The organism is Streptococcus sp. 544 (assembly GCF_013277385.1).
Taxonomy (GTDB): domain Bacteria; phylum Bacillota; class Bacilli; order Lactobacillales; family Streptococcaceae; genus Streptococcus; species Streptococcus mitis_BA.
This window is the reverse complement of the sequence record NZ_VMMU01000029.1, coordinates 21140-36133: the sequence shown is the minus strand read 5'-3', so window position 1 is coordinate 36133 and position 14994 is coordinate 21140. Positions and strand designations below refer to the sequence as shown.

4 protein-coding genes are annotated in these 14994 nt (G+C 38.1%); all 4 read left to right on the top strand.

Going from position 1 to position 14994, the window contains the following annotated elements; translation table 11 throughout:
• Positions 1-160: 160 nt before the first annotated feature.
• The 4 genes from rexB (at position 161) to HT728_RS09740 (ending at position 14956) form a co-directional block, all read left to right on the top strand.
• A complete protein-coding gene (gene rexB, locus HT728_RS09755) occupies positions 161-3436 on the top strand; it encodes an ATP-dependent nuclease subunit B (RefSeq protein ID WP_173234999.1) in 3276 nt (1091 codons plus the stop codon).
• Positions 3433-7083, top strand: a complete 3651-nt coding sequence (gene addA, locus HT728_RS09750) for a helicase-exonuclease AddAB subunit AddA (RefSeq protein WP_173234998.1) — start codon at positions 3433-3435, stop codon at positions 7081-7083. Before rexB ends, addA begins: the two co-directional genes overlap by 4 nt.
• A gap of 17 nt (positions 7084-7100) precedes the next feature.
• A complete protein-coding gene (locus tag HT728_RS09745) occupies positions 7101-8279 on the top strand; it encodes a hypothetical protein (protein WP_173234997.1) in 1179 nt (392 codons plus the stop codon).
• A 335-nt stretch (positions 8280-8614) separates the two neighbouring features.
• On the top strand, positions 8615-14956 hold the full coding sequence (locus HT728_RS09740; protein WP_173234995.1) for a ZmpA/ZmpB/ZmpC family metallo-endopeptidase: 6342 nt from the start codon (positions 8615-8617) through the stop codon (positions 14954-14956).
• Positions 14957-14994 lie beyond the last annotated feature (38 nt).

The window sequence follows — 14994 nt, the reverse complement described above, 5'->3', positions numbered from 1 at the left end:
CAGATTTATTCTATCTATAATACAAGTAAAATTCAGTATTTAAGATCTAGCAGATTTAGCAAATGATGAATAAAAGAAAGGATGGCCTAAATATTTTAACAGATTTACGAGGCTAATCATGGTATAATAAAAGGCAATGAAAAATTCCAACGAGGCTGAGATGAAATTACTTTATACTGATATTCGGACTTCTTTGACAGAGGTTCTAACTAGAGAGGCAGAAGAGCTAGTTGCTACGGGCAAGCGGGTCTTTTACATCGCCCCCAACTCTCTTTCTTTTGAAAAGGAACGATCTGTACTGGAATGTTTACCCCAGCAGGCTTCTTTTGCGATTACCGTCACGCGCTTTACTCAAATGGCTCGTTATCTGGTCTTGAATGATTTACCAGCTAAAACTACTCTTGATGATATCGGTCTTGGGATGGCTTTTTATAAGTGTCTTGCGGCACTCGATCCCAAGGATTTACGTGTTTATGGTGCGATTAAGCAGGATCCTCAGTTTATCCAGCAGTTGATTGAGCTTTACCACGAGATGAGCAAAGCTCAGATGACTTTTTTGGACTTGGAGAATTTGACGGATGAGGATAAGAGAGCCGATTTACTCTTGATTTTTGAGAAAGTAACGGCCTATCTCAATCAAGGCCAGTTAGCTCAGGGAAGTCAGTTATCCCATTTGATTGAGGCTATTGAGAATGACAAAGTTAGTAGTGATTTTACTCAAATCGCCTTGGTTATTGATGGATTTACCCGTTTTTCTGCTGAGGAGGAGCGGATTGTGGACTTAGTTTATGCTAAGGGTGTTGAGATTGTTATTGGGGCTTATGCTAGTAAGAAAGCCTATACTAGCCCATTCGCCGAAGGCAATCTCTACCAAGCCAGTGTGGAGTTTCTCCATCATCTAGCTTCTAAATACCAAACGCCTGCTCAAGACCGTTCTCAGACTCATGAGAAGATGGATAGTTTTGACAAGGTCTCTCGTTTATTGGAATCGTCCTATGACTTTTCAGAACTTTCCTTGGAAATTGATGATAAGGACCGTGAAAACTTACAAATCTGGTCTTGCTTGACGCAAAAGGAAGAGTTGGAGCTAGTAGCCCGTAGCATTCGTCAGAAATTGCATGAGAACTCAGACCTGAGCTACAAGCATTTTCGTATTCTCTTGGGGGATGTAGCTTCTTATCAGTTATCTCTAAAAACGATTTTTGACCAGTATCAGATTCCTTTCTATCTAGGCAAAAGCGAATCCATGGCGCACCACCCTTTGACACAGTTTGTTGAGTCTATTTTAGCTTTAAAACGCTATCGTTTCCGTCAAGAAGATTTGATAAATCTTCTCAGAACAGGTTTGTATACTGATCTTAGCCAAGCGGATATTGATGCTTTTGAGCAATATATCCGTTATCTTGGTATCAATGGCTTGCAAGCCTTTCAGCAAACCTTTACCAAATCCCACCATGGAAAATTTAATCTGGAACGTTTAAATGCTCTTCGTCTGCGTGTTTTAACACCTCTTGAAACTCTCTTTGCCAGTCGAAAACAGAAGGCTGAAAATCTCTTGCAAAAGTGGAACTCTTTTCTAAAAGAAGGATCTGTGACCAAGCAGTTACAAGATTTGACAGCCACTATGGAAGCTGTAGAACAGGAAAGACAAGCCGAAGTTTGGAAGGCTTTCTGTCATGTTTTAGAACAATTTGCGACTGTTTTTGCTGGTTCACAGGTTAGTCTAGAGGACTTCCTAGCCTTGCTTTATTCTGGGATGAGTCTATCTCAGTATCGCACCATTCCAGCAACAGTGGACACCGTTCTGGTGCAGAGTTACGATTTGATTGCGCCCTTAACGGCTGACTTTGTCTATGCCATTGGGCTGACTCAGGACAATTTACCAAAAATCGCGCAAAATACCAGTCTTTTGACAGATGAAGAAAGGCAAAACCTAAACCAAGCGACAGAAGAGGGGAGTCAATTGCTGATTGCCAGCAGTGAAAATCTCAAGAAAAATCGCTATACTATGCTTTCCTTAGTCAATTCTGCTCGTAAGCAGTTGGTCTTGTCAGCTCCAAGCCTTTTTAACGAAAGTGAAAGCAAGGAATCTGCCTATCTTCAAGAACTGGTCCATTTTGGATTTAGCAGGAAAGAGAAGAGGATGAATCACAAAAGGTTGTCTAAGGAAGATATGGGGTCATATCACAGTCTTTTGTCCAGTCTGGTTGCCTATCACCAGCAGGGCCAGACGAGTGATACTGAGCAAGATTTGACCTTTGTCAAGGTTCTGGCGCGTGTCATGGGTAAAAAACTAGACAAGCAAGGTTTGGAAAATCCAGCCCTTCCAACCAGTCCAAGCAGTAAGCAGTTGACCAAGGATACCTTGCAAGCTCTCTATCCTACTGATCAGGAGTTTTACCTGTCTACCTCTGGTTTGACGGAGTTTTATCGCAATGAATACAGTTATTTTCTTCGCTACGTTTTAGGCTTGCAAGAAGAATTACGCCTGCGTCCTGATGCCCGCAGTCACGGAAATTTCTTACACCGCATTTTTGAACGTACCTTGCAGTTGCCTAACGAAGATTCCTTTGACAAACGTCTAGAACAGGCTATTCAAGAAACCAGTCAAGAGCGGGAATTTGAGGCTATTTATCAGGAAAGTTTGGAAGCCCAGTTTACCAAGGAAGTTTTGCTTGATGTTGCACGGACAACTGGACATATTCTCCGACACAATCCAGCCATCGAAATCATCAAAGAGGAAGCGAATTTCGGTGGGAAAGAGCAAGCCTTTATTCAATTGGACAATGGACGCAGTGTCTTTGTACGAGGTAAGGTTGACCGCATTGACCGTTTGAAAGCTGATGGGGCGATAGGAGTGGTAGACTACAAATCCAGTCTTACTCAGTTCCAGTTTCCTCATTTCTTTAATGGACTCAATTCCCAGTTACCAACCTATCTAGCTGCCCTAAAAAGAGAAGGGGAGCAGAACTTTTTCGGAGCCATGTACTTGGAAATGGCTGAACCAGTCCAATCTCTGATGGCCGTTAAAAATCTGGCAGGAGCAGTTGCGGAAGCCAGCAAGTCTATGAAATACCAAGGCCTCTTTTTGGAAAAAGAAAGCAGTCATTTGGGCGAATTTTACAATAAAAACAAGGCTAACCAGTTGACGGATGAGGAATTCCAGCTCCTACTGGACTACAATGCCCATCTTTACAAGAAAGCAGCTGAGAAGATTTTAGCAGGCCAATTCGCCATCAATCCCTATACTGAAAATGGCAGAAGTATTGCTCCATATGTTCAGCAACATCAAGCCATCACCGGATTTGAAGCTAATTACCACTTGGGTCAAGCCCGTTTCCTAGAAAAGTTAGATTTAGCTGACGACAAGCGTCTGGTCGGAGAAAAACTCAAGCAAGCTTGGTTTGAAAAAATAAGAGAGGAGTTGAATCGATGAAGCCTATTCCCTTTTTAACTGAGGAGGAAATTCAAAAACTGCAAGAAGCAGAAGCGCATTCGGGTAAGGAACAGAAGAAAACTGCCGAGCAAATTGAAGCCATCTACACTTCTGGTCAGAATATCCTCGTTTCAGCGTCTGCTGGTTCTGGGAAGACCTTTGTCATGGCGGAGCGTATTCTGGATCAGTTAGCGCGTGGTGTGGAAATCAGTCAACTCTTTATCTCCACCTTTACTGTCAAGGCTGCGACCGAACTCAAAGAACGTTTAGAGAAAAAAATCAGCAAGCAAATCCAAGAAAGCAGCGATGTCGACCTCAAACAACACTTGGGTCGCCAGTTGGCAGACCTACCCAATGCTGCCATCGGAACCATGGACTCTTTCACACAAAAATTCCTTGGTAAACATGGCTATCTGATTGATATTGCACCTAATTTCCGTATTTTACAAAACCAAAGCGAGCAACTCCTTCTAAAAAATGAAGTCTTTCATGAGGTCTTTGAAGCCCATTACCAAGGCAAACAGAAAGAGAAGTTTAGTCATTTGCTGAAAAACTTTGCTGGACGTGGCAAGGATGAACGGGGGCTGCGCCAGCAAGTCTATAAAATTTATGACTTCCTCCAATCAACCAGCAACCCTCAAAAGTGGCTGAGTGAATCTTTCCTCAAAGGTTTTGAAGAGGCTGATTTTACCAGTGAAAAAGAAAAACTGACTGAGCAAATCCAGCAAGCCCTTTGGGACTTGGAAAGTTTCTTCCGTTATCATCTGGATAATGATGCCAAGGAGTTTCCTAAGGCTCCCTATTTAGAAAATGTCCAGTTGATTCTGGATGAAATTAGTTCCTTGAATCAAGAGTCCGATAGTCAGGCTTATCAAACGGCGCTTGCGCGTGTTGTCGCAATTTCGAAAGAGAAAAACGGCCGAGCTCTGACTAATGCCAGCCGTAAGGCTGATTTGAAGCCGCTGGTCGATGCCTACAACGAAGAGAGAAAGACCCAGTTTGCTAAACTAGGACAACTGTCAGACCAGATAACCATTCTCGACTATCAAGAACGTTATCATGGAGAGACCTGGGAACTAGCTAAGACTTTCCAAACTTTCATGAGTGATTTTGTGGAAGCTTATCGTCAGCGTAAGCGCCAGGAAAACGCCTTTGAATTCGCTGATATTAGCCATTATACCATTGAGATTTTGGAGAATTTTCCGCAAGTCCGTGAGGCTTATCAGGAGCGCTTCCATGAAGTCATGGTAGACGAGTATCAAGATACCAACCATATTCAAGAACGGATGCTGGAATTACTTTCTAATGGCCACAACCGCTTTATGGTGGGAGATATCAAGCAATCTATCTATCGTTTCCGTCAGGCAGACCCGCAGATTTTCAATGAAAAGTTCCAACGCTATGCGCAAAATCCAAAAGAGGGCAAGCTCATTCTCCTCAAGGAAAATTTCCGTAGTAGTTCCGAAGTGCTATCAGCAACCAATGATGTTTTTGAATGCCTTATGGATCAAGAGGTCGGTGAAATCAACTATGATAACATGCACCAGCTTGTTTTTGCCAATACCAAACTAACTCCTAACCCTGAGAACAAGGCAGAATTTCTCCTCTACGACAAGGACGACACAAATGAGGAAGAAGAAAGCCCGGCAGGAACGAAACTAACAGGTGAAATGCGCTTAGTTATCAAGGAGATTCTGAAACTTCATCAGGAGAAAGGTGTTTCCTTTAAAGAAATTGCCCTTTTGACCTCCAGCCGCAGTCGTAATGACCAGATTCTTCTCGCCCTGTCTGAGTACGGGATTCCTGTTAAAACTGACGGAGAGCAAAACAATTATCTCCAATCCCTAGAAGTACAAGTCATGCTAGACACCCTTCGTGTCATTCACAATCCCCTGCAAGACTACGCTTTGGTTGCCCTTATGAAGTCTCCAATGTTTGGTTTTGATGAGGATGAGTTAGCACGTTTGTCCCTTCAGAAAGCAGAGGATAAAATCCAAGAAAATCTCTATGAGAAACTGGTCAATGCTCAAAAAATGGTAACAAGCCAGAAAAAATTGATCCACACAGCTCTAGCTGAGAAACTAAACCAATTCATGGAAATCTTGGCTTCTTGGCGCCTGTATGCCAAAACGCACTCTCTCTATGACTTGATTTGGAAAATTTATAACGACCGTTTTTATTATGATTACGTTGGGGCTTTGCCAAATGGGCCTGCTAGACAAGCTAATCTCTATGCCCTAGCACTGCGAGCTGACCAGTTTGAAAAGAGCAATTTCAAGGGCTTGTCACGTTTTATTAGCATGATTGACAAGGTCCTAGAAGCCCAGCACGATCTTGCAAGTGTGGCAGTCGCACCGCCCAAGGATGCTGTAGAACTCATGACCATCCACAAGAGTAAAGGACTGGAGTTTCCTTACGTCTTTATCCTCAATATGGATCAAGATTTCAACAAGCAAGACTCTATGTCAGAGGTCATTCTCAGCCGTAAAAATGGACTTGGTGTCAAATATATTGCCAAAATGGAGACAGGAGCAGTGGAAGATCACTATCCTAAAACCATCAAACTCTCCATTCCTAGCCTGACCTATAGGCAGAATGAAGAAGAATTGCAGCTGGCAAGCTATTCAGAACAGATGCGTCTGCTGTATGTTGCCATGACGCGGGCTGAGAAAAAGCTCTATCTTGTCGGCAAGGGTTCTCGTGAAAAGCTGGAAGCCAAGGAATACCCAGCAGCTAAAAATGGGAAACTAAATAGCAACACTAGACTTCAAGCCAAGAATTTTCAAGATTGGATCTGGGCTATCAGCAAAGTATTTTCTAAGGACACTCTCAACTTTAGTTATCGTTTCGTTGGTGAAAATCAGCTGACTAGAGAATCTATCGGAGAGTTGGAAAACAAAAGCCCTCTCCAAGATAGCTCCCAAGCAGACAATCGTCAGTCAGAAACCATTAAAGAAGCTCTTGAAATGCTGAAAGAAGTGGAAGTTTATAATACTCTTCACCGTGCAGCCATTGAACTTCCTAGTGTTCAAACTCCAAGTCAAATCAAGAAATTCTACGAACCAGTTATGGATATGGAAGGTGTCGAAATTGCTGGTCAAGGCCAGTCAGTAGACAAGAAAATTAGCTTTAATTTGCCAGATTTTTCAACCAAAGAAAAGGTAACTGGAGCTGAGATTGGTAGTGCTACCCACGAACTCATGCAGAGAATGGATCTCAGCCAACGACCAACGCTTGCTAGCCTGACAGAAACTCTCAAACAAGTTCAAACCAGACCAGCTGTCAGAGACAAGATCAAGCTTGCTAAAATTCTTGCATTCTTTGACACAGCACTCGGTCAGGAAATTCTTGCTAATACCGATCATCTTTATCGCGAGCAACCCTTCTCCATGCTCAAACGAGACCAAAAGAGTCAGGAAGACTTTGTTGTCCGTGGTATCCTTGATGGATATCTGCTTTACGAAGACAAAATTGTTCTGTTCGACTATAAGACAGACCGCTATGATGATCCAAGTCAACTCATAGACCGCTATCGTGGTCAGCTAGCCCTATACGGAGAGGCTTTATCTCGAGCCTATTCGATTGAAAATATTGAAAAATACTTGATTTTACTAGGTAAAGACGATGTTCAAGTTGTAAAAGTATAATATAGAAAGGAGACCTCATGACACTTCCAGTTAGAAAATCCCTGCATGATGCGGTTTTACAGGCTTCAAAAGCGGATACTTGGGAACAAGCTACCAAGGAATGGAATGAAGTTTCCTTGATTTTTAACGGTATTGGCCGTAGCAATTGTGTCTGTGGAAATGCCATCAAATACGCTTATGAACTCTTTAACGGTGTCACAGGCCAACGCCTCTTTCCAATTGGTAGCGACTGTGTTCGTCATTTTCATCGATTATCCCTTGACCAGCAATTGGAAGAGGAAGAAAAACTGCTAAGAAAGATTGAAAATCTGACCAGAAAAGCCCAGAAAAAGGAGAAAATCAAGGTCAATAAAAGTGACTTTGACGAGCGTCTTCTAAAGTGGCTCTGGGAAAAAGGTGTTTTTAAACCTAATCGTGGCAATCAGTTCTCCCCTGATAGAGACTACCAGCTCTTCCTAGAAGTCTTTCAAGGAGGAAGTTGGACCAAGGCAGAGCCCAAGAAAAAGGCTCGTATGGAAGAAGTTCTTGAAAAATGTATCAAACCCTTCTTACTTGGAAAACCAGATGACCAACTCTACCTTGTCAAGCTAGGTAAGGAGAAAATTGACTACGAACAAGAACTCCGTATTCAGGCAGAGAAAGAGCGCAAGAAGAGGGATAAAATCGCCAAGCAATATGCAGACAATCTGGTTCTAGCCATGGGTCCAGCAGAGCGTGCCTATCAAGATTACTTTGGCTTTACAGAGACACTGACTCAAGAAGAACGCAAGTGGGAGAAAATTCTTTTTGGTAAAAATCGGACAGAACGGGCTATCAAGGCCAAACAATACCAAAAAGAGCTGGAAAAAGACCAACGAATTGCTAGTCAGGATCCAATTGAAAGAAAGCAGAAGCAGACCTGGCTCCTCAATTCCTATTTCCGTGAGCTTCCTGAAGAAAAAGCCCGATTTGCTCGGCTCTTATTAGAATATCGAAAAAGTGGAGAAGTGCCTTTTTCAACTGAATACTTATCAGACCATCTGCTCGACTTTTTCTATAAAATGAAAGCCTTTGAGTTTGAAATCGCACCAGAACAAGTTCGAGATTTTCTAAAAGAAAGCCTTCAAGCAGAGAATCTATCATCAGCACAAGAAAGCTGGATAGAAGGAATTCTCCTCAACTGCATCAAACCATTTTTAGAACGATTAGTGATATGAGTAACATCTACCGTGGAAATTCCATGGTAGGTTACATTTTATCCAAAAAGAAAATAGGAAATTACAAAACTACTACTTGGTATTTTATACTCTTCGAAAATCTTTTCAAACTGCGTCAACGTCGCCTTGCCGTACTCAAGTATAGCCTGCGGCTAGTTTGCTCTTTGATTTTCATTGAGTATTATATATAAAACAAAGTATGAAAGCGCAACTCAATTTTAAGACTTTTTTGTAAATTAATAGTACAATTAAGTTATGTTGCCTTTTTTATAGATAACACACTAATATAATAAAGGTTTTTGTAACATCTATAAATTATATTTCAAGGAGGAATCATGGAAAAGTATTTTGGTGAAAAACAGCAGCGTTTTTCATTTAGAAAATTATCAGTAGGACTTGTATCTACAACGATTTCAAGTTTATTTTTTATGTCTGTATTAGGTAGTTCATCTGTAGAGGCTCAAGAGACTAAAGGTGTTCACTATAAATATGTGACAGAGTCAGAGCTATCATCAGATGAAAAGAAGCAGCTTGTCTATGATATTCCGACATGCATGGAGAATGATGATGAGACTTATTATCTTGTTTATAAATTAAATTCTCAAAATCAACTGGGAGAATTGCCAAATACTGGAAGCAAGAATGATATGAAAACCTTAGTTGCTGGTGCTAGCTTAGCTGCTCTGGGGATTTTAATTTTTGCCGTTTCTAAGAAAAAAGTTAAGAATAAAACAGTATTACATTTAGTATTGGTTGCAGGGATAGGAAATGGTGTTCTTGTATCGGCTCATGCTTTAGAAAATAATCTCTTACTGAATTACAATACTGACTATGAATTGACCACAGGAGAAAAATTACCTCTTCCTAAAGAGATTTCAGGCTACACTTATATTGGATATATCAAAGAGGGAAACATAACTTCTGAGTCTAAAGTAAATAATCAAGAAAAATCAGTAGCTACTCCTACAAAACAACAAAAGGTAGATTATAATGTTACACCGAATTTTGTAGAGAATTCATCAAAGGTACAAGCTATTCAGGAAGAAAAAACAGCTTCTTCAACTAAGCCGACAGAAGTTCAAGTAGTTGAAAAACCTTTCTCTACTGAATTAATCAATCCAAGAAAAGAAGAGAAACAATCTTCAGATTCTCAAGAACAATTAGCCGAACATAAGAATCTAGAAACGAAGAAAGACGAGAAGGTTTCTCCAAAAGAAAAGACTGGGGTAAATACATTAAATCCGCAGGATGAAGTTCTATCAGGCCAGTTGAATAAACCTGAACTCTTATATCGTGAGGAAACTATAGAGACAAAAATAGATTTTCAAGAAGAAGTTCAGGAGAATCCTGATTTAGCTGAAGGAACTGTAAGAGTAAAACAAGAAGGTACATTAGGTAAAAAAGTTGAAGTCATCAGAATATTCTCTGTAAACAAGGAAGAAGTTTCGCGAGAAATTGTTTCAACTTCAACGACTGCGCCTGTTTCAAGAATAGTCGAAAAAGGTACTAAAAAAACTCAAGTTATAACGGAACAACCTGAGACTGGTGTAGAACATAAGGACGTACAGTCTGGAGCTATTGTTGAACCCGCAATTCAGCCTGAACTACCAGCAGCTGTAGTAACCGACAAAGGTGAACCTGCAATCCAACCAGCGTTGCCCGAAGAAGTTGTTACAGACAAGGGTGAACCAGAAGTCCAACCAGAATTGCCAGAAGCAGTTGTAAGCGCCAAAGGTGACTCAGCAGTTCAACCAGAGTTACCCGAAGCTGTTGTGGCTGAAAAAGGAGAACCGGAAGTCCAACCAGAATTGCCAGAAGCTGTAGTAAGTGATAAAGGCGTACCAGAAGTCCAACCAGAGTTGCCAGATACTGTGGTAAGTGATAAAGGAGAACCTGAACGGGTGGCACCGCTTCCAGAATATAAAGAACCACAAGCCGGAGCTATTGTTGAACCAGAGCAGGTAGCACCACTACCAGAATACACAGGTCCACAGTCTGGAGCGATAGTCGAGCCAGAGAAAGTAGAAGCACCGAAAGAATATACTGGTAAAATCGAACAACCTAGTGCAGAAGATACTAAACCAAATAATGAAAATACTAATACACCAGAAGAAATGAGTATTCAGAAAAAATCTAGTGCATTAATTAATATGAACTTTATTACAGATTCGTCGAAGGTTACTGGAGTAGGATCAGCTACTTTTATTGCACCAAATGTACTTTTAACAGTAGCACATAATTTCATTAATAATTCTACTGATAATACTACGGGCGAATTTAGAGGTGATAAATCTAAAAACGTATATGAGTGGGTGACTCCTGATGGACAAAAAGGAACATTTACTGCTAACAATATTCATTTTTATAATAAAAAAGATTATCCAAAAGGATTTATCTATGATTTAGCAGTGATTAAGCTACCTGAAACAACTGGCAGAGAACATGTAGAATTAGTTAAAAATTATTCGAAAGTAAACCTTAATGACAAACTAAATGTTCATGGATATCCAGCTGGGAAATATACGCACTTAAAAGATGCTACGGTAGAAATGGAACAAGAATACGCGAATAACACCTACGGTGTTCAATATCAAGGTGGAAATCCTGGTATGAGTGGTGGAGGAATATTTAATGCTAATGGTGAAGTCATTGGTGTCCACCAAAATGGAGCACAAAATCGCTCAGGCGGATTGATTTTATCTCCTACACAATTAGCTTGGATTAAGAGCATTATAGCAGGTAATGAGATTACCCCAGTATACGATAAACTTTATCGTCATAAAGATGAGAAAAAAGATGACGCTAAAGATGAAAAAGAAGTTATTAAGAAATTAGAACTTAGAAATATATCTTCTGTAGAACTATATTCAAAAGATGGTAATAAGTATCGACATGTAACTTCACTTGCTTCTTTACCAAGTAATGCAGAAAATTACTTTATGAAAGTTAAATCAGAGAACTTTAAAGATGTGATGCTACCAGTTACAAGCATTACTAATGATACTAAAGATAATAGAGATGTTTATAAGATAGTAGCGAGTGCAAATAATCTGATACATCATGAAAATAATAATGTACTAGAAAATTATACTTACTATTTACCAAAAACTCAGCAAAGTGAAACTGGTGTCTATACATCATTTAAAAATTTAGTAGATGCAATGAATAGCAATCCTAATGGCACATTCCGTTTAGGTGCAACTATGGATGCTCGTGAAGTTGAACTTCCAGATGGTCAAGAAAGTTATGTGAATAATGTATTCCATGGAACATTAGTAGGAACAAATAATGAGAAATATTACGCTATTTATAATTTGAAAAAACCATTATTTGGGGGATTAAATGGTGCTACAGTAGAAAAACTTTCACTAAAAGATGTCAATATTTCAGCAAAAGAAGATGCTGCAACACTTGCAAAAGAAGCGAATAGCAATACCCATATTGATAATGTTCATGCTGATGGAGCAATAGCTGGGGAACATGGAATTGGAGGATTAGTATCACAAGTTAATAATTCTACTATTTCTAACAGTAGCTATACAGGTAGAATAACTAATACATATAAAACAGTTGCTAGTTATCAAATCGGAGGTTTAGTAGGTAAACTTTCTGGTTCGAGGGGATTAATAGATAAGTCGTTCGCATCAATTGATTTAGCATCAAACGCAACTAAAGGTGATCAATCTATTGGTGGAATAGTTGGTGCAGTAGAAGATAGTGCACTAATTAGTAATAGTTATGCTGAAGGAAATCTTAATAATGTTCAACGTTTTGCAAACGTTGGTGGAGTAGTTGGTAATCTTTGGGATCCAGCTGGAGGATTAGAAAAATCTGGTCGACTTTCTAATGTACTAAGCGACGTTAATGTTACAAACGGTAATGCTATAACTGGAAAAGATTTCACTAACATGAAAGCAAATCATGTATATAGCAACAAAAATAATAAGGTTGTAAACGTAGTACAAGAAGATGATGAAATCTTAACTAAGGATTCTGATGTTCAAAGAGGAGAAGTATTAGAAGACGCACAAATTAGAGAGAAAAAAGCTGCTTTTGTATCTAAAAATACTACTAAAACAGAAGATTTTAACTTCTCTTCTAGATATGTAACTGACTATAGAAGTCTTGAGAATGCTGATTCATCAAAAGAAAAAGTATATAAAAATATAGAAAAACTATTACCATTCTATAATAGAGAAACGATAGTTAAGTACGGGAATTTAGTAGAGACAAGTAGTAATCTTTATAATAAAGAATTATTGTCAGTGGTTCCTATGAAAGATAATGAAGTAATTAGTGATATTAACAAAAACAAAGAAAGTATAAATAAACTGTTACTATATTACACGGACAATACATCAGAGACAAAAAATATAGAATATCAAAGTGATTTTTCAAGTGTAGCAGAGTATAGAATAGGCGGTACAAATTTAATTTACACACCGAATACATTACTTCGCAATTATAATAATATTTTAGGAGAAGTTTTACCAGCATTAAATAGTGTAGAATACAAATCAGACGCAATTAGAAAAGTATTAGATGTTTCTAATGATGTTAGCTTAACGGAGTTATATTTAGAAGATCAATTCAATACTACAAAAACTAATTTGAAAGATAGTTTGACGAAACTTCTTACTGCAGATGCTGCAATAGCAGAAAATAACAATAAGGTAATAGATAATTATGTAATTGAAAAAATTAAAAACAATAAGGAAGCATTACTTCTAGGATTAACATACTTAGTGCGTTGGTACAATTTCAAATATGGTGAAACAAAAGCGAAAGATTTAGTTATGTACCACTTGGATTTCTTTGGTAAATCAAATAGTTCAGCGTTAGATAATGTTATCGAATTAGGTAAATCTGGATTTAATAATTTACTAGCGAAAAATAATGTTATAACTTATAACGTTTTATTAGCAAAAAATTATAAAACTAATAATTTATTTGATGCATTAGAAAAATATAGAAAAGCTTTTGTACCAGATAAAACAAATAACGAGTGGTTTAAAGAACAAACTAAAGCCTATATTGTAGAAGAAAAATCTACAATTAAAGAGGTAAGTGATAAGCAATCAATAGCTGGTAGTCCATATTCAATTGGAGTATATGATAGATTAACTAGCCCATCTTGGAAATACCCAAGTATGGTGTTGCCGCTATTAACATTACCTGAAAAATCGGTGTTTATTATATCCAACATTTCGACTATAGGTTTCGGTGCTTATGATAGATATAGAAGCAAAGAACATCCAGCAGGAACTAATTTAAATGACTATGTTGAAACAAAAGCAAGAGAAGCGGCTGCTAGATTTAGAGATCACTACGATTATTGGTATAAAATTCTAGATAATGAAAATAAAGAAAAATTATATAGAAGTGTTCTAGTTTATGATGCATTTAGATTTGGTACAGATGATAAAGGCGAAAAAGATACATACCAAGCAACTTTTGAAACTAATCATCCAGCAATAAAACATTTCTTCGGTCCGGCAGGAAATAATGTTGTTCATAATTCTAATGGAGCATACGCTACAGGGGATGCATTCTATTATATGGCTTATCGTATGCTTGATAAAGATGGTGCGGTAACTTATACACATGAAATGACACATAACTCAGATAGAGAAATTTATCTTGGAGGCTATGGAAGAAGAAATGGACTTGGACCAGAATTTTATGCAAAAGGATTATTACAAGCTCCGGATCATCCAAATGATCCTACTATTACGATTAACTCTATATTGAAGTATGAAGAATCAGAAGATCCAACTAGACTTCAGGTGAAAGATCCTACAAAACGATTTAATAATGCAGAAGATTTGCAAAAATATATGCATAATATGTTTGATGTAATTTATATGCTAGAATATCTAGAAGGTAATGCTGTTGTTAACTTAGATATTTCTAAGAAAAATGAGTTGTTGAGAAAAATAGAAAATAAATTTGAACCGGATCCAGACGGAAGTAAAGTATATGCAACTAATACTATTCGTTACTTAAATGAAAGTGAACTTAGCAAATTAACGACATTTAATAGTCTAATTGAAAATGATGTTATTACAAGAAGAGGATATGAAAATGACAATGATAATACCTTTAAACGAAATGGCTATTATACAATTAAACTATTTTCACCAATATATTCTGCTCTAAGTAATGATAAAGGAACTCCGGGTGATTTAATGGGACGTCGTATGGCGTTCGAGTTGTTAGCTGCAAAAGGATTTAAAGATGGAATGGTACCATATATTTCTAATCAATACGCAGAAGAAGCAAAAGCTAAAGGTAAAGTGATTAAGTCATATGGTAAGGAAGTTGGTAATGTAACTGATGAGTTAGTACTTCAAAAAATATTTAATAATCGTTACTCATCTTGGGTAGAATTTAAAAAAGCAATGTATGAAGAGCGAAAAGCTAAATTTAATAAATTAATGAGCATTAGCTTCATTAACCCAAATGGAAATTGGTTCAGAAAAGATAGAGTGACAATAAAAAATATAGAAGATCTTCAAAGTATGATAACTGCTGCTGTCAAAGCTGATGCAGAGGATGAACGTGTAAATATTTATCCTGAATATAGTAGAGTTCTTAAACTGAAAAAAGCAATCTTTAAAGCTTATCTTGACCAAACTGATGATTTTAGAAGTTCAATTTTTGAAAATAAAAAATAGTGTTTACTATTAGGAAATAAAATTAAAGAAGGTGATTA

What these genes read in the sequence shown, in the direction of transcription:
- rexB (WP_173234999.1), top strand. Translation starts at nt 161, where the DNA reads ATGAAATTACTTTATACTGATATTCGGACTTCTTTGACAGAGGTTCTA.
- addA (WP_173234998.1), top strand. Translation starts at nt 3,433, where the DNA reads ATGAAGCCTATTCCCTTTTTAACTGAGGAGGAAATTCAAAAACTGCAA.
- HT728_RS09745 (WP_173234997.1), top strand. Translation starts at nt 7,101, where the DNA reads ATGACACTTCCAGTTAGAAAATCCCTGCATGATGCGGTTTTACAGGCT.
- HT728_RS09740 (WP_173234995.1), top strand. Translation starts at nt 8,615, where the DNA reads ATGGAAAAGTATTTTGGTGAAAAACAGCAGCGTTTTTCATTTAGAAAA.